At 42.2% G+C, this 16,478-nt stretch carries 16 protein-coding genes; 1 reads left to right on the top strand and 15 read right to left on the bottom strand.

Features of this window, described 5'->3' with window-relative positions; translation table 11 throughout:
- The first annotated feature begins 49 nt into the window (after positions 1–49).
- A complete protein-coding gene (locus G519_RS0112590; protein WP_029195003.1) occupies positions 50–913 on the top strand; it encodes a helix-turn-helix domain-containing protein in 864 nt (287 codons plus the stop codon).
- A gap of 422 nt (positions 914–1,335) precedes the next feature.
- On the opposite strand, the gene G519_RS0112595 is transcribed toward G519_RS0112590, so the two are convergent.
- The 15 genes from G519_RS0112595 to G519_RS0112665 form a co-directional block, all read right to left on the bottom strand.
- The gene (locus G519_RS0112595; protein WP_029195004.1) at positions 1,336–2,355 is read right to left on the bottom strand and encodes an alcohol dehydrogenase catalytic domain-containing protein; all 1,020 of its coding nucleotides are present in this window, start codon (positions 2,353–2,355) and stop codon (positions 1,336–1,338) included.
- A gap of 103 nt (positions 2,356–2,458) precedes the next feature.
- Positions 2,459–3,172: a hypothetical protein gene (locus G519_RS0112600; protein ID WP_029195005.1), complete on the bottom strand. Its 714-nt coding sequence runs from the start codon at positions 3,170–3,172 to the stop codon at positions 2,459–2,461.
- The gene (locus G519_RS47410) at positions 3,156–4,283 is read right to left on the bottom strand and encodes a molybdopterin-dependent oxidoreductase (protein WP_051253351.1); all 1,128 of its coding nucleotides are present in this window, start codon (positions 4,281–4,283) and stop codon (positions 3,156–3,158) included. The genes G519_RS0112600 and G519_RS47410 overlap by 17 nt, the downstream gene beginning before the upstream one ends.
- 71 nt (positions 4,284–4,354) lie before the next feature.
- Entirely contained in the window at positions 4,355–5,056 is a 702-nt protein-coding gene (locus tag G519_RS0112610; protein ID WP_029195006.1) for a TerC family protein, read from the bottom strand.
- Between the two features lie 73 nt (positions 5,057–5,129).
- On the bottom strand, positions 5,130–6,626 hold the full coding sequence (locus G519_RS0112615) for a tripartite tricarboxylate transporter permease (protein WP_029195007.1): 1,497 nt from the start codon (positions 6,624–6,626) through the stop codon (positions 5,130–5,132).
- An 11-nt stretch (positions 6,627–6,637) separates the two neighbouring features.
- Positions 6,638–7,120 carry a tripartite tricarboxylate transporter TctB family protein gene (locus G519_RS42815; protein WP_051253352.1) on the bottom strand — a complete coding sequence of 161 codons (483 nt, stop codon included), beginning with the start codon at positions 7,118–7,120 and terminating at the stop codon, positions 6,638–6,640.
- Positions 7,110–8,012 carry a DMT family transporter gene (locus G519_RS0112625; protein ID WP_029195008.1) on the bottom strand — a complete coding sequence of 301 codons (903 nt, stop codon included), beginning with the start codon at positions 8,010–8,012 and terminating at the stop codon, positions 7,110–7,112. Before G519_RS0112625 ends, G519_RS42815 begins: the two co-directional genes overlap by 11 nt.
- 81 nt (positions 8,013–8,093) lie before the next feature.
- Positions 8,094–9,149 (bottom strand): tripartite tricarboxylate transporter substrate binding protein, encoded by a 1,056-nt coding sequence (locus G519_RS0112630; RefSeq protein WP_029195009.1) that lies wholly within the window; start codon positions 9,147–9,149, stop codon positions 8,094–8,096.
- A gap of 158 nt (positions 9,150–9,307) precedes the next feature.
- On the bottom strand, positions 9,308–10,270 hold the full coding sequence (locus tag G519_RS0112635) for a 2-hydroxyacid dehydrogenase (protein ID WP_029195010.1): 963 nt from the start codon (positions 10,268–10,270) through the stop codon (positions 9,308–9,310).
- Positions 10,271–10,306: 36 nt separating this feature from the next.
- A complete protein-coding gene (gucD, locus tag G519_RS0112640) occupies positions 10,307–11,773 on the bottom strand; it encodes an alpha-ketoglutaric semialdehyde dehydrogenase GucD (RefSeq protein ID WP_029195011.1) in 1,467 nt (488 codons plus the stop codon).
- 41 nt (positions 11,774–11,814) lie between these two features.
- Positions 11,815–12,981: a UxaA family hydrolase gene (locus G519_RS0112645; RefSeq protein WP_029195012.1), complete on the bottom strand. Its 1,167-nt coding sequence runs from the start codon at positions 12,979–12,981 to the stop codon at positions 11,815–11,817.
- Positions 12,974–13,258, bottom strand: a complete 285-nt coding sequence (locus G519_RS0112650) for a UxaA family hydrolase (RefSeq protein WP_036632806.1) — start codon at positions 13,256–13,258, stop codon at positions 12,974–12,976. The genes G519_RS0112645 and G519_RS0112650 overlap by 8 nt, the downstream gene beginning before the upstream one ends.
- Before the next feature lie 75 nt (positions 13,259–13,333).
- Positions 13,334–14,233: a fumarylacetoacetate hydrolase family protein gene (locus G519_RS0112655; protein WP_029195014.1), complete on the bottom strand. Its 900-nt coding sequence runs from the start codon at positions 14,231–14,233 to the stop codon at positions 13,334–13,336.
- 116 nt (positions 14,234–14,349) lie between these two features.
- Positions 14,350–15,123, bottom strand: coding sequence for an IclR family transcriptional regulator (locus G519_RS0112660; RefSeq protein ID WP_029195015.1), 774 nt, complete (start codon positions 15,121–15,123; stop codon positions 14,350–14,352).
- An 87-nt stretch (positions 15,124–15,210) separates the two neighbouring features.
- Positions 15,211–16,140, bottom strand: coding sequence for a U32 family peptidase (locus tag G519_RS0112665; RefSeq protein ID WP_029195016.1), 930 nt, complete (start codon positions 16,138–16,140; stop codon positions 15,211–15,213).
- Between the last annotated feature and the right edge of the window lie 338 nt (positions 16,141–16,478).

The raw sequence follows: 16,478 nt of genomic DNA on the forward strand, positions 1-16,478 counted from the left end.
TACACTTTATCAACGAAACCATGGAGTATATACGGAGGGAATACACGATATGCCAAGATTCATGGACTATATGATCAGTCCTTATCCGCTTCGGATCATTTCATTACCCATTGATTCCAGTAAATTAAAGCTGCAATCCTTGATTATCCGTGCTGTTGGGCATCTTCCAGGCCGTATTTCCTTTCGATCAAACGCGTCATTTGAGAAATGGGCATTTGTCTATATAGCAGGTGGAAAAGGCTCCTATCAAGTCGATGATGGCGCCGTTCAACATATTGAAAGCGGAAGCCTGTTCTTCCTTCGACCTGGAGCTGTTTATAACTATGGGCCTGATGTAGACGGTTATTGGGACGAGTACTACTTCACATTCGAGGGAAGCCGAATTGCGGAATGGCTGAGCAGTTGGCTTACACAAGTCGATATGGCGAAACAGGTTGGGCATGAAGATGCTGCTCAGCACAATCGGATCGAACGCATTTTTATTCTCATGGAAAGCGGAATACCCGATAATATTGATCGTGCTGCCTTGCTGCTTGAATCCTTGCTTTTTGAATTTATTCTGGAAGATCAAGTACCGGCGGAAACGACAAAAACACAGCAATTGATCGATCTCATGGCCGATCTCGGAGATTCGTTGTTCCAGCCATTTGACGCGACGCTTATTGCAAAACGCCACCATATCTCGCTTTCCACTCTTCGGAGGATCGTAAACGAATATACCGGCTACCCACTTGGAGCCTATATTCACCGTTTAAAAATGGCAGCAGCGAAAAACATTCTGCTGAATACAGACGATACTGTTAAGGAGATCGCAGATTCACTTGGTTATAAAGACGTCTTTTATTTTTCTCGTTTATTCAAAAAATACGTTGGCGACTCTCCGCTTATTTATCGGAATAAGATGCAATTGTAAATATAATTTAACATAACTAAAGTTATGTTAACAAAATAATGTTCATACGTCCCCATAAACGACAGGAGGACAGGCATGCTCTGTCATATTCACGCATACAAACTCGATTGATGCGCTTGCCTGGGAAATGAAAAGCATACACATTTCCCAAGCCTCTAATTTTAAGCATTTTAAAATTTCATTAACGGATAAGAAGCCGTAAAGCACCGTTGGTTGCGTAAAATCCTGTTAAAAATAGGCCTTCGAGAATTCGATATATGGCAATAATTAGATTGTACTCCCGTAAAGAGAGTGAATATAAATCACTTCAGGCTTAAAATAGGCTTCAAACTCGAAGTCCTCTGTATCCGTTAATTTGGATTTCGATGTCACCCATGTTAGGTAAGGATCCTGTTGGGAAATCATTTGATGGTTCAATTAGCTTATAGGGCTAAAAAGATCTTGGCATTCTCTACTTTACCTTGAACTAGATCTTGAAATGCTTGATTTCCGTCTTTTAGAGGACGTATTTCCGACCACTCGGCGTGATCGATCTTGCCGCTCTTCAAAAGTTCAACAGCATAATCAAAATCCTGATCTTGGTATGAGAAGGAGCCCAGTAGGTTTATTTCATTGCGAATGCATACGTTGATTGGAACTTCCGTCTTATCTATACCAAGTCCTATATTCATGACGGTCCCTCCAGGATTAATTAGCTCGATGGCAGCTGATCGAGTAGGCTGAAAACCAGCTGCATCTATTACAACATCAATACCCAAGGGTCCCATCACTTTTTTAATCCTCTGAATATAGCCGTGCTCTCTAGGGGAAATGGTTCCTGTTGCTCCAAGTCTCTGTGGCGTTTTTAAACGTGATTCGTTTGTGTCCACCACGATCACCCTTGATGCTCCCAAAATTTGAGCGGTAAGAAAGCTTAATAAGCCAATCGTTCCAGCCCCAAAGACCACAACATTGGCGAACGGATGCTTCTCCATTGCCCGTCGTGTCGCTCGAAGAGAACAGGCTAGGGGTTCAACTAGTGCTGCCCGAAATGAATTCATCGTCTCGGGTATTACATGAACAGCAGATGAAGGAACGTTAACATACTCAGCAAAAGCACCCGGGCGATGAATTCCGATAATGGTCCGGTTTACACAAAGATGCACGGATCCTTTGCGGCATGAAATACATTTTCGGCAGGAAAGCAGCGGATTCACCACCACCTTTTGTCCTCTCGTCAGTCCATTTACCTTGGCACCTAGGTCATGTATGGTTCCGCTAAATTCATGACCCATGATTAAAGGTGGTACACGCAAACTGTTATGACCAAGATATCCCTCGATTTCTGACCCACAGATGCCTACTGCGTCTACCTTGACTAACACTTCTTCCTCGTTTATCACGGGTATTGCCACCTCTTGGATTTCCATCCACTCCGCTTTTGTCCAAACTAAGCTTTGCATAATGATCCTCTCCTTTTTTTAATTGACCTGTACTCACAGTCCCTTTCACTGACTTTTCTCCATTGCGATAAATACGTGATGTCGTGCATTATAGCCTATAACTCTATTTTATTTTTTTGGCAGTTCCAGCTTGTTTGGGGAGCATTATTTCAACTCTTTTATCTTCATCCATTTCCATGAAGTATACCATTTGGTCAAATCCTCGAGTGATATTCGGTTTAAAGCGAATGTCCAATTTCAGTTTTACTGAGGTGTATGGTTGGTGTTCTGTCCAAATTTCCATTGTTCCACCATCGATATTTTCCAATCGAACCCCATGGATTTCATCCTCAAACGGTTTAAGATGAACGATAAAGTGTTCATGATGATCGTTCATATATCTCTCAATCTTATTTGCATCTTTCAGACGTCTTAACCATAAAGCAAAAGGATCCTTCAACCCTTCGAGCTGGCCGGCAACAGGATGAGTATAATCAGCTTTGTTCCAAAGTTCTGAAGCTAAATCATGGATATAAATCACATCAGGCTGAAAATAAACCTCAAACCTAAAGTCTTCGAAATCGGTTAATTTGGCTTTTGATGTCACCCTTGTTAAGTAAGGATCTTCTTGTGAAATTGATTGTAGGGACAATTGTTCATTACCATCCAATAAAACCGTTTGTTTAGTAGCGTACGATTTTAAGTCCTTGGCACTAGATAGTATTTGTTGCAAATGAAGAACATCTTCTTCAGATCGACTGCTCATTATCAAGTAGGTAAGGGAAAATAGGCACCCCCAGACAAAGGCAATCGTAACATACTTAAACAATATACCCATTTATATCGTAACCTTCTTTTTCTTCCCAATATCCTAACCCTCGTTCAATTGTGAATTCAATATGATCCAGCCATTTGATCGATTTATAGCCATGCATGGCTGGATGAAATAAACGAAGTGGAGCCCCCTGGTTACCAATCAATTCTTTTCCATCTATTTTGTAAGCTAGAATAACGTTCTGTTCCATAAGTTGTGAAAGCAGATAAGTCTCTGTATAAATTTTATCAGCAGAATGCATCTTTACATATATTCCCTCCTGCCTCGGTTCTAAGCTATTTACGAGCTCCTGAAATGAAATGCCCTCCCACTCTACTCCGAGGACACTCCAACCTGTTACGCAGTGAAAGTCATGGGTAAACGTATGTTTAGGAAGTTTCATCAGGTCATCCCATGTCCATTCCAATGGGTTTTCAATTAATCCAGTAACCAATAATCGCCAAGTTGTCTTATCAAAGGCAGGAGGATCATTTCTGACCGAATAGATGCGAAAATAACCTCTTCTTTTGATATCACTAAGTCCCGCTAAGAAATGTGTGGATATCGGTTGATACCAGCGAAATAACCCACCCAAAAGTATAGATGCCATGCCACCGCAAAAAAGGATTACCACGTCTCGGCGAGAATAAAGTATGCCGCGGTCACGATCATCACCACTGCGCTTTCTTCTGACTATTCGTTTTCCCTCTCCTTTTTTCCGGAAATACCAAAGCATTATATGCCCGAATGTCCAAGGGATAATAAACAGAGCTAATAGATCATGAACGTCTAGAGATACTTGACGTATTCTTAAGTAGGCGGTATTGTTGATCCATAGATAAATCCCACTTGCAGCCCATCCTAATCCAAGGGAATACTGTAAGCAAATATGAAATGTTTTTTTCCAGAATCGGTTTCTTCGAAGATAGTGAACCAAATGAGGAATAATCGATAGGATAAAAATGAAATAGAGGATACCAAGGATAGAGTGAACTTCTCTTATTGTCCAGCGGTACTCTACAAAGTAGATGCGGAGCGTTGGAACGTATAAAACGGTTCCGCTTACTAACAAAATGAGAATCATTAATCCATGTACAAAATGAAGATAATAATAAAAACTGCGTTTTTTTACCATTATCCAACCTCCAATTCCACTTGATGAATCCTCTTCCGTAAACAATCTTCGTCACTAAATAGATTGATTTCCTAAACAGCGGACTTTACTTCCTCGGATACGGCTTGATCTAGGTATACTTTTTTCTTAGACACAATTTTACCGACAAACATAACGAGAATAGCCAATCCAATAGGAATCATATCATGACCTGCCTGGAATATTGATTCGATAAATTTTTCTACTGTTTTATCGTTTAATACCATTTCTCCTGCAGTGTAACCTAGTAGCCCAGCTCCTAATAAAACGATTATGGGGAAGCGATTCATGAGACGCATTAATAACTGGCTTCCCCAAACTATCAATGGGATACTAATAGTCAGTCCTAATCCGATCAGCAAGAAGTTTCCTCTTGCTGCGCCAGCCATAGCAAGGACATTATCTAGACTCATGATTAAATCGGCAATGATAATCGTTTTAATAGCTTGACCCATTTTACTGCTAGATTGTATCTGCTCCTCTTTTCCATCATTTTTCAATAATTTAATAGCAATATATATAAGTAATAATCCTCCTGCGATTTGAACAAAGGGAATTTCTAACAACCAAACGGCAATGAACGTTAACACGATTCTTAAACCTATTGCCCCAATGCTCCCCCAGAATATAGCCTTTTTTTGTTGATTTGAAGGGAGATTACGACAAGCTAGAGCAATAACAATAGCGTTATCTCCACTTAAAACAATATTAATTAAAATAAGTTTAAACAAGCCAACGAATAAATAGCCATCCATTTTCATCTACTCCTTTCTAGAATATCTCCTTCGGCTTGGGGTGGTTATTAATAACTCCGCGACTGGATTAGCTCTACATTTCCACATCACTGGCAAGGATACCCTTCTTTTTCATAACTCCTGCGATAAAGCTAAGCACAAATATGAGGATCGATAAGCTTAACATTATACCCGCTATAGGACGTTGAAATATAGCGAAAAAGCTTCCGTGGAACATGCTTAATGATTGAAGCAGTGAACTTTCCATCATTTTTCCTAATACGAAGGTTAAGACGATGGGCGCCATTGGAATATCTACCTTTTTCATTAAATAACCCAAAATTCCAAAAACGATCATCACACCCACATCCCAAAGACTATTGTTTACGGTATAAGCTCCTACCACAGATATGATTAGGATAATAGGAAATAGCAGCTTAAAGGGTACCATTGCGACCTTAGCCCATATGCCTGCCATGGGTAAATTCATGAATAGCAAAATCGCATTCCCGATAAACATACTGGCTATAATCGCCCACACAAATTCAGGGTTATTCTGGAATAGCGTTGGCCCAGGTGTCAAGCCATGCATAATGAAAGCCCCTAACAAGATGGCGATCGTTGGTGAACTTGGAATCCCTAATGTAAACAGTGGAATAAGCGCCCCACCGCAGTAGGAATTATTAGCCGTCTCAGGTCCGGCCACTCCTTCAATTGCTCCCTTCCCGAAACGGGATGGATCTTTAGCAAGCTTTTTCTCCAATGAATAAGATAGAATCGCCGGGATAACCGAATTAGCCCCAGGAATTAAGCCGATAAAGAAGCCTAACACGGTTCCTCTGCCGATTGCCTTAAATGTCGGCTTCAATTCTTCACGCCTTGGAAGAACCCCTTTCACCGCCGCAATCTTTTCGGATTTGTAACTTTGCTCAGCAGTGATGAGAATTTCCGATAAACCGAATAATCCCATGGCTACCGTTACGAAATCTATGCCGCTCATCAAATGCGGCTCTCCAAAGGTGAAACGGAGAGCCCCCGAAATCGGATCCATCCCGATTAATGCTAAATTCAACCCAATGCAGGCAGAAATCATTCCACGAATTAAGGATTTACCCATCAGTCCAATAACCATCGTCAAGCCCAAAACCATAAGGGCAAAAAATTCCGGCGGGCCAAATCTTAAAGCAAAGTTGGCTAACGGCGGACCAACAAAAGCTAAACCAAATAAGGAGACAGTCCCCCCAATAAAAGATCCGATGCCCGCCACTCCAAGGGCGGTTCCAGCTCGTCCTTGCTTAGCTAAAGGATGTCCATCCAAACAAGTAATGACCGACGCCGCCTCGCCAGGCGTATTGATTAATACAGATGTGATCGTTCCTCCGTACATGGCTCCGTAATAAATTCCCGATAGCATAATGATAGCGGATACAGGTTCCATTCCAAAAGTAATCGGAAGTAACACTGCTGTTCCGGTGGTAGGGCCAAGCCCAGGTAAGACGCCAACAAGCATTCCAATCGTTACTCCGATTAAACAGTATAATAAATTCCACCATGTAAGGGCAGTTGCAAATCCTGATAACCATTGCTCCATCTTTCTTCCCCCTAAAAACCAAATTCATTAACAGGTAGCGGTACGTCCAAAAAGGTTTGAAAAACCACGAACGTAGTAATGGCAATGACAAAAGAAATCCCCAGTGCCCGGTACCATTTGTACTCCCGCACCAAAAGCATAAACATAAGGAGGGTACCGGCAATCACAAACCCAGCGAAAGAAACAACAATTATAAAGATAATACTGGAAAAAAGAATGGATATCACATTCCCTAATCCCTTTCCCTTTGGGAGAATGTCCGAAATCAAAATCACCTCTTTTTTTATCGATTCTACGATATATAGAATAGACAGGATAATTAAAATTCCACTTAACCATAATGGGAATAGTCCTGGTCCTGGTCCAATGGAACTTTTATAATCCAAAGACAAAGCCTGCCAAAAAAGCATACAACCTAAAAGAAATATGAAGATACCAAAACAAACACCTACATTTTTCAAATCATCACGTCCTTTTAACTGGTTATCCGGCATGTTCACAATTTTCTATTATTTTTATTTTCGCTACCATTTTTTTATTTACCATAGCGATCCCCGAGACGACCATTGCCATTCCAAAAAGTGTTTTTACATCCAATGGTTCCCCGAGAAATAACCACACGGAAAGTACACCAATGACCGGAATGAATAATAAAGTGATAGAGGCTTTACTAGCTTCTACTTTGGAAAGAATATAGAACCATAGAACATAAGCAAGAGCAGAAGCAATTACCCCAGCAAAAAATAAATAGGAAAAAGATACCCAGTTCCATGTTATGGTTTGCCCCTGTTCATAGAAGAGGGAAATGCATAGAAGGGCCAGAGCACCAATTCCCATTTGATAGGCCGTAAATTGAAATTTATCGTTATTTTGCAGCTTTACCTTAATGATCAGATTTGCAACGGCCCATGCAATGGCTCCGGAAATAATAAGCAGCTCTATGAACAGCTCCGTGCCGCTCCATTGCATATGAAAGGGATTGATATTCATGACAAAAAAAAGACCGCCAATTCCTAAAACCAATCCGATTGTCTTATTCCAGGTGAGACGTTCTCCGGGTATCAGAAAATGTGCCATAATCGAAAGCCAAAACGGCATGGTAAATCCGAGGATACAGACAATACCAGCATTCACATATTGAAGCGCAGGCTGATTTACAGCATAAATCCAAGTAGTTTGCAGCAATCCGCAGACCGTATACCACTTCCAATCTTCTTTCTTGGGCAATGGGATACGCTTTAAATAAATAACGATAAATAAAACAAAAGTACCCATTAGAAATCGGATTGCGGAAAACATCATCGGTGGAAAATAGTCTCCTGCCGCTTTCATCACAACCCAGTTTGATCCCCAGATAAAACAAAGGAAAAAGATCAGCCTGTTCATATTCCTCCTCCTATTAACCATTTTCTTCTAATTAAATAAGATCGTTCCCTTAATTAAAGGGAACGATTTCAAGCTAAGTATTTATTTTTTCGCAAGTCCCAACGCTGGGATTAATTCACCGAAGGACTTATCGCTATCCTCCATTAATTTCCCGAATCCTTGGTTATCTTTAATAACCATGCCGAGGCCGCTTTTCTTCATATAGTCTTTAAACTCCGGATCATTGGCACCTTTCATGAAGGCATCCTCTAAGACTTTCATAACATCGTCAGGTGTATTCTTTGGTGCAACAAGTCCGCGCCACGGTCCTAGATAATTAGGTTTAATACCGATTTCCTCTTCAAGCGTTTTCACTCCTGGGATCGCTTCGGATGGCTTCGCATCTACAATAGCCAATGTTCTCAGCTTTCCGCCCTCTACTTGTGTCTTTACTTCTGCAGGGCTAACGGGTACAGCATCAATATGCCCTCCCATAAGGGCTACTACAGCGGGTCCTGCACCGTCAAACGGTACGTGGTTAAATGTAACACCTGCTGATTTCTCAATGGATACTGCGGATAGATGCCAGATAGATCCTGGACCCGAGTTACCCATTTTCACTTCGCCTGGATGCGCTTTTGCATATTCCATAAATTCTTTCACTGTTTTCCAACGTGCATCCACTTTTACTGTAATAGCGGATGGGTCGAAATTGATTTGTGCGATCGGTTTGAATTCCTTGTATGTAATAGGGGTCAAGCCAAGATGATGTAAGGTAGCAAGTTCAACCGTAACCATTGTCACGGTATATCCATCGGGTTTGGCAATTGAACCCTCGGTAAATCCAATAGCTCCGCCGCCACCTGTCTTATTTACAATTGCAATCGATTGGCCTAACTGTTTCTCGGTAGCTTTAGCTAGTGCTCGAGCAGTAGCATCGGTACCCCCACCTGCGGCATAAGGAACAATTAGCGTGATGGCTCTCTTCGGAAAATCTGACTTGACTTGTGTTGTTGGCGCTGCCGTTACTGCCTTTTTGCTGTCTGCTTTTTCTCCCCTGCTAGTTGCTGTGCTGCTTCCAGCTCCGCATGCAGTCAGAACCAGCATTCCAAGTAGCGCAACAGAACTAGCCATTTTCTTCCACGTTTCATTTTTCATTGGTATTCCCCCTCTGCCGTGTTAAACACATAATTTCAAAGACACCAGAAATTAGCCTAGAATCACAGTTAAAGCGCTTTCAAAGAAAATATTATAACCCTTTTTTAAGAGGGTTACAGCTTTTAGCAGACCCGAATCCAATAACCTTGACGGGAATTTTACTCTTCTACAAGATTTGGTGGAATTTCTCCCGACACAGCTTTAACTAAATTTTGTGCCGCAAGCATAGCCATATCAAATCGTGTCTTTACCGTAGCCGATCCGATATGTGGGAGGGCCACAACGTTAGGCATCTTTAAAAGAGGATTACTTGGATCTACTGGTTCTTGTTCGAAAACATCAAGACCTGCTCCACGAATGTCTCCCTTTTCCAATGCAACAATGAGTGCCTCCTCATCCACAGTTTGGCCACGGGAAGTATTGATAAAGATGGCTGTTTTTTTCATCAGTGCCAATTCCTCTCGGCCAATTAAGTGAGTGGTTTCCGCTGTCAACGGGATCATCAATACGACAAAATCAGACTCTTGGAGCAGCTCTTGCAAGGTGCAGTACTTCACTCCTAAATTTTTTTCTGCCGCTAATTTTCTTTTTCGGTTATAGTAAAGAACATCCATATTAAAACCATATTTGGCCCGTCTTACTATCTTCTCCCCAATTCTACCCATTCCTATGATGCCGAGTTTAGCATGGTGCACATCCACTCCAAATAGGTGATCGTCAATTCCGCTCTGCCACTTTCCATCCTTCACGTAGCGATCAAGCTCCGATATCCTTCTTGCAGTAGCTAAGATGAGCCCAAAGACGAGATCCGCTACCGTTTCATCCAAAACATTTGGAGTATTGGTTCCCATGACCTTTCTAGCCTTCATTGCGGCTAAATCGAAGTTATTGTAGCCTACGGACACATTGCTGACGACTTTTAATTTAGGCGCAAAGTCTAAGAGTTCCTGATCGATTTTTCCACCGGAGATTAAAAGTCCATCCACATCCGAAATTTCCTTTAACAACTGACTACGGGAAATCGTTTCTTCAGAATCCCATTTTCGATAATCGCAATGTTCAGCTATGAAATCTTCCACTTCCCTTGGAATTGGGTAGGCTAGAAACACTTTAGGTTTCATTCTGAATTCTCCTTTTAGCTCATTAAATGTTCACCATTATGCTTTTATAAATACAGTTTTGATGGAGGTAAAGAATTCAATTGCCGCTTGCCCTTGCTCGCGAGAATGAGAACTGGACTGTTTCATCCCGCCAAATGGGGCTTGTAATTCGACTCCCGCCGATTCGGAATTAACACGTACAAGTCCTGCATCCATATTGTTAATAAAGGAAAGCATATTCCCAATATTTCGCGTGAAAATGGAAGCGCTCAATCCGAATTGAACATCGTTTGCTACATGCAAAGCCTCCTCAAAAGTATCTACTTGGATCAAAGCAAGAACAGGGCCAAAAATTTCTTCTTGAGCAATGGTCATGTTGGTATTCACATTATCAAAGAGGGTAGGTTCAATATAAAATCCGTGTTCCAAACCTCCGCTTTCAAGTCTATTTCCACCATAGAGAAGGGTTGCCCCTTCATCAAGGCCTTTTTGGATATAAGAAAGAACTGTATTTAATTGACTTTCGCTCGCACAGGGTCCCATCCATGTTTCCCCATGCATTCCATTACCAACTTTTAAACCCTTCACTTTAGCCAGTAGTTTTTCTTTAAAGGCATCATATACCGCACTCTGTACAATAACACGGCTTGTTGCCGTACATTTCTGACCGGTAGAGCGAAGGCCTCCGCTGATTGTTGCATCAACCGCTAAATCCAGATCAGCATCTGCTGCCACAATGACAGGATTTTTCCCTCCCATCTCAAGTTGGTACTTAGCCCCACGTGCAAGAGCCCCCTGGCCAACTAACTTACCTACCGTATCGGAGCCTGTGAACGTAATTCCGTTGATATCCGGATGATCAATAATTCCTTGACCGATCACCGATCCATTCCCTGTTACCAGGTTGACAACCCCTGCTGGAAGCCCAGCTTCATGCATACATTCCACCACTTTAGCTGCAGTGACAGCCGTTTCTTGAGCAGGCTTCAATACGACGGTATTCCCATAGATCAGTGCTGGTGCCAGTTTCCAAATGGGAATGGCAACCGGGAAATTCCATGGAGTAATTACGCCAACCACCCCTAGCGGTGTACGGGAAGTAAACATAAGCGCTTCACTGTCGGAAGAAGGAATAACATCTCCTATTTTACGCATTCCTTCTCCTGCATAATAACGGAGAATGGCCACCCCACGGGCGGTTTCGCCCTTCGCTTCGGGAAAGGTTTTCCCCATTTCTTTGGTCATGGTTTCTGCAATTTCATCGATATGCTTTTCCAACACATTAGCGATTTTATAAAGATACTCACCTCTAGCTGCACCAGAAAGTTGTTTCCATTGAACCTGGGCCTTTTTTGCGGCTGCAACCGCATGATCCAGATCTTCCTTACCTGATTTCTGTACGTATCCGACAATTTCATGTTTATTCCCGGGATTGATACTGGCGTCTACCCGTTCCGTAGATGCTTGTAGCCATTCTCCATTAATATAGTTCAGATATGTTTTTGCTTCCGTTATTACTGTCATCTTTTTCATCCACCCATTCTCTTATTTTTATGATCATTTTCTTAAAATGTAGGGCCAATCCGCCAAATCCCAAAGTCGTGCTGCTTTAAGATTTCAGCCTTTGTTAGTTTCCCAGATGAAACCAATGCTACCTCATCCATAATACGGTGGCCTACAGCGTCGATGGACTCTGCTCCCTGAATAATCGTTCCAGCATTTATATCCATATTTTCTCTCATTTTCTCGAACATAGCCGTATTCGTCGCAATTTTAATTACCGGTGCAATTGGCGAGCCAGTTGGAGTGCCCCTGCCGCTCGTAAATAGAACAACCTGGGCCCCTCCTGCTACCATTCCGGTTAATTGCTCGATATCATGACCGGGTGTATCCATCCAAACTAACCCTTTCTTGGTTGGCATCTGCGCGTAATCTATTAACTCCTGCAAAGGCCTGCTCCCGGCTTTGTTCACAGCGCCAAGCGATTTTTCCTCCAATGAACTAATTCCGCCTTTAAGATTACCCGGACTAGGATTACCTGTACGAATATCTACTCCCATGGCAAAGGAGCGGTTTTCCATCGCTTGGATAACTTCATAAACCCGTTTGGCAACTTTCTCATCCACAGCACGATTGGCAAGTAAATGTTCCGCCCCAATCAGCTCTGTTGTTTCGGCTAAGATGGCCGTACCCCCAAAGTCCACTATCATGTCACTTACAACACCTACAGCAGGATTAGCAGAAAGACCTGAACAAGCATCCGACCCCCCGCATTCCGTGCCAACAATTAGTTCGCTAAAGTCGCAAAGCTCTCTCATCTCCGCTGAAGCATCCTGCACCATTTGGGCAGCAATTTTGGCTCCCTGAGCGATCGCCATGAGGGTTCCCCCGTGGTCTTGAATGGAAACAAGTTCTACAGGCTTTCCGCACTTCGCGATTTCTGCAGCAACGCTTCTTCCTTGATGGGTTTCACAGCCAAGTCCTAGAACAACAACTCCATAAACATTCGGGTTTGTCCCCATTCCCACATAAGTGCGGAACGTTTGATCATAATCGACTCCAACCTGGGCACAACCATGCTGATGAATAAAAGAAACCGTACCATACACCAATTCTGTAATTTGTTTGGCTGCTTGGGTTGCACAAGTAATCGTAGGTAAGATCAAAATGTGATTTCTTACTCCAACACGCCCGTCAGATCGTCTATATCCCCAAAACTTTCCGTTAGTCAGCTTTGACACCGAGATCACCTCTTCCCCTTTTTCCTTCTAGATTATGTACATGAACATGCTCACCGGGAGCGATGTTTCTCATTGCGACACCAATAACCTCCCCATACTTGAGGATATCCTCTCCCCCTTGTATGGGTCTGACAGCGAACTTGTGGCCAAACTCAATCGGTTCTTTCAATACAATTATAAACGTTTGCTGCTGACAGCTCACTGACACTTGAACACCCGCGGGAATATCTATTAACGCAATGGCTACTTTATCCTGAGGCTTCATCATGACTGTTTTATAGTCTGTATCCAATATGCCACACCCTCATTCTTATCTGTTTTTTAATAAAGGGAAACAACGTGTTTAAGAAACCGCTATTTTATTGGCTTGTAGTTTAACCGGATTATTCAACACTCCAATATCCGAAATTTCAATTTCAATTCGATCGCCGTCAAGCAGCGTAAACTCATTGTACGGAACAATACAAGTTCCTGTTAATAGAACGGTACCATCGAAGATTTCATTATCCAGCGTAAGATAAGAAACGAGCTCATCCAACTTCCTTTTTAATTGTCCTGTACTTGCTGTGCCTTCCACTATCTTTTCTTCATTGCGATAGATACGGCAAGTAATTTGGAATTTGTAAGGGTCATCTACTGTTTCCGCTAAACGAATAGCAGGACCTATGGAACAAGAATGTTTCCACATTTTGGCTTGAGGGAGATATAGTGGATTCTCTCCTTCAATATCGCGACAGCTCATATCGTTCCCAACGGTGTAACCAACAATTTTTCCGCTTTTACTAATGACAAGGCCAAGCTCCGGCTCCGGAATCTGCCAGTTGGAATCCGTACGCAAATATACATCCTGATCTGGACCAATCGTCCTTGCCGCTGTCGATTTAAAGAAAATCTCTGGACGCTCTGCATCGTAAACCTTATCATAGAAGGTTGAGGCATCTAACTTACCACTCGTTGCTTCATAGTTTCTTGCATCCCTGCTTTTTTCATAAGTTACACCAGCTGCCCAAACTTCAGGTGCGACAATCGGCACAAGTAAGGACAGGTCTCCTATTGTTCTATCGAGAGGAGTCGATGTGGCGATCATGCCTTCTACTAAAGCCAAGGTAGTAGTTCTTTGCTCCTCAGCCAGATGAACCAACTCCATAAAATCCTTCTGTGGTAAAACATAGATCTTGGAATCATCTGTTAAAGCCGCAAGTGTAGGAACCGAACCTTCGGTTAAAAATCGAATAATGCGCATTATAAAACCTCCATTTTTTATTTGTGTTTTACATTATAAAACACAGTTCTAATAATATAGCGAAATTTAAAGAAGAATCTATAAATGAGACTCTTCTAATCCATTTTCCAATGACATTATCTTTGCAGAAAAGGAATCCCATAGCCCATCTTCTGAGACATTTCATTCGCTTCCTGTTTTAACATCTCTATAAATCTTGCCAGTTCTTCATCATTAATTTGAGTAACAAGGGTTGACATACTTACAGCTGCAACGACTTGCCCCGTATGATCATATATGGGTACAGCTATACAGCGAACGCCCGCTTCATTCTCTTGATTATCTATGGCATACCCACGAGTACTAACTTGTTCAAGCTCAACTAAGAAATCCCGCTCATTTGTAATAGTTTTCGGGGTATGTGCTTTGTAAATATGACCCTGCAGCAACTTTTCAAGTTCTTCTTTATTCTTAAAGGCTACAAGAACTTTGCCCACTGCACTGCAGTGAACGGGAATTCTTCTACCAATCCGGGAGTACAGTATAGTCGCTTGCGAACCTTCCACTTTATCAATATATACGCCCTCTCTGCCATCTAGTATGACAAGATTGGTTGTTTGGCCGGTTTTCATGGATAAGTCAACCAGATGGATTTTTGCAACCTTCCGAATGTCTAAACCATGGATAACAAAATTGCCTCTTTCAAAAAGTTTCATACCTAGCTTATATTTCCCATTCTCGGGATTCTGATCGATATACCCATGCATCTGGAGTGTTTTTAAGAGAGAATGCACTGTGCTCTTATGCAATCCCATTCGTTCACTGATGTCGGTTATTTTTATCTCATTCTCTTGCTCATCAAACAAATCCAGAATACGAAGTGCACGGTCAACTGCTTGGATTATTGGCATACCAATCCACCCTTTGTTATATACTTATCTCTATTCCTAATAGTAAGATAAAATTCTATCAAAGTCTATTTAAACCCGTAGATCTTCTCACAAAATAGGAACGCCTAGTCCTGATGCTCCTTTTTCCGATGTCTTGAGATCTGGAGCATAGCGCCGGATCATATCCAAGCCCATTCGTGCACGACGAACGCGTTCTTTGCATAAAGCGACGGAAGTGGCCTCAAGGTGGGTTCCCGACGGATATATATTAGGCGAATTCCGCAATCCAAATTTAATGTAAACAGGCGCAGCGACCCGGATGATTTCTGGAATTTCATAATATCGAATAAATCCGCCTATATCATCAGGAACCTCCACATAAATATCAATGGGAATATCAACCGCCTGCCGTATTGCCGCTAAACGAGCCAGAGACAGATCTGTTGGTACATTATAGGTACTGGCTCCAATTTGCTCCATTAAACGAATGGATACGGGATTCGACTGAGCCATCTGTACCGAAATTTTCACTACTAAATCATTTGGTAATTCACCTGTTTTCTTAAACTCATTGACAAGCCATAATAGACCTTCATCCGCTACCAAAATGCTGCGAATCCCCATTGTGCAGGCTCGCTTAATATCCTCGATGGAATAGACCAATTGATCCATTCCTTGCACCCTAAGACCCGCGACCTTACCTGCGCTTGCCCAAGGCATGGCAGTAATATCCCATGTCCCTCGAGGGCCGACAAATAAACTGACCTCCAAATTTTCCCTTTGGCCTATGGAAGCCATCTGCTGCAACTCTTCATCGGTTAGCAGCATAATGCCGCTGCCCTGGGAAATCCGGTGAATGTATACATCTTGTTGCTTACAAGCCTCTACCACCGCTTCAAAAGAAGCCGGTCCCTCCACGCTAGGAATTTCTACACGGTATTGTGCTCCATCAGGAAAGGTCTTTGTTGATGAAGGCAGGTCATGACAATCCCCCCGTGGAAAACCCAACTTTTCTATCGTATCACGTGTTTTTTTCATTTCTATTCCCCCTAACTTATTTTACCCTGAAATATTCATAGCTCTTATCTAATATGATTTAATATCAATAGTAACAAGGGATTACGGCCATTTTTCATCTCTCTTAAAAAGTGAAAGAAAAAATGGAAAAAGAGCCCTTACTTTGGTAGTGTTGATGGTGACCAAACACAACAAAACTACTAAGGAGGCTCTTCTTTGACAAGTTTACAAGAGTATGGCATGAACTTCAACCCCCGAATGAGAATCAATTTTGAAGGCGGTGATCTGACCTCAGACGCCGGCCTGCTACTATATAAAGAATTCGATCACAAACTTGGTCTTTCTCAGACCATCAAGCA

The sequence above is a fragment of the Paenibacillus alginolyticus DSM 5050 = NBRC 15375 genome (assembly GCF_000422905.1).
Classification (GTDB): domain Bacteria; phylum Bacillota; class Bacilli; order Paenibacillales; family NBRC-103111; genus Paenibacillus_E; species Paenibacillus_E alginolyticus.